The sequence below is a fragment of the Lentilactobacillus kisonensis DSM 19906 = JCM 15041 genome (genome assembly GCF_001434135.1).
Lineage (GTDB): Bacteria > Bacillota > Bacilli > Lactobacillales > Lactobacillaceae > Lentilactobacillus > Lentilactobacillus kisonensis.
The window spans coordinates 1-638 of sequence record NZ_AZEB01000089.1 but is presented as its reverse complement, the minus strand read 5'-3'; the positions used below and the strand labels follow the sequence as shown (position 1 = coordinate 638).

Here is a 638-nt window from a genome sequence, read left to right as displayed (position 1 = left end):
GGCTTACGTATGGTCGAACATCGGTGTACAATCTTAATTACCATATCATCTGGGGAACCAAATATCGCAACAAGGTATTGAAAGGAAATGTTGAGAGGGAATTAAAGCAATCACTTAAAAAGATTGCTTTAAAATATGGATTTAGTATTCCCCACATGGAGATCGGTAAAGATGACCACGTTCACTTATTAGTTAGCGCACCCCCTAAGTTATCCGTGACAAATATTGTTAGGTGGCTTAAAGGAATTAGTGCCAAAGAGCTATTTGAAAAATGTCCCGAACTTCAGCAGAGCTATTGGAAGAAGCAAAAGCGGCATCTGTGGTCTCCTAGTTACTATGTGGAAAGTATTGGCGCTACTAATGAACAAGCGGTTGAGAAGTACATTGATGAGCAAAGAGAAAAAGAGGTGAGTTTAGATGACACTCAAAGCAGTTAAAACAAGAATATATCCCAATCAAGAACAGAAACAAAAGATTATTGATAACTTTGGCTATTGCCGATATGTTTGGAATCAACTTTTAGACATGCAACAACAACGATATAAGAATGGTGGAAAATATGTGAACGAGTTTGGCATGAACTACTTGATTAAGTCTTTGAAGCAAGAACACCCTTTTCTTAAACAAGCTGAATCAAC

Annotated in this window: 2 protein-coding genes; both read left to right on the top strand. The window is 37.5% G+C overall.

Features of this window, described 5'->3' with window-relative positions:
- Positions 1-437, top strand: a 437-nt coding sequence (gene tnpA, locus FC98_RS13825; protein WP_056949761.1) for an IS200/IS605 family transposase, incomplete at its 5' end; no start/stop codon positions are given.
- Positions 418-638 (top strand): helix-turn-helix domain-containing protein (locus tag FC98_RS13820; protein WP_156637345.1); only part of this gene is annotated, 221 nt, incomplete at its 3' end. The genes tnpA and FC98_RS13820, both read left to right, overlap by 20 nt.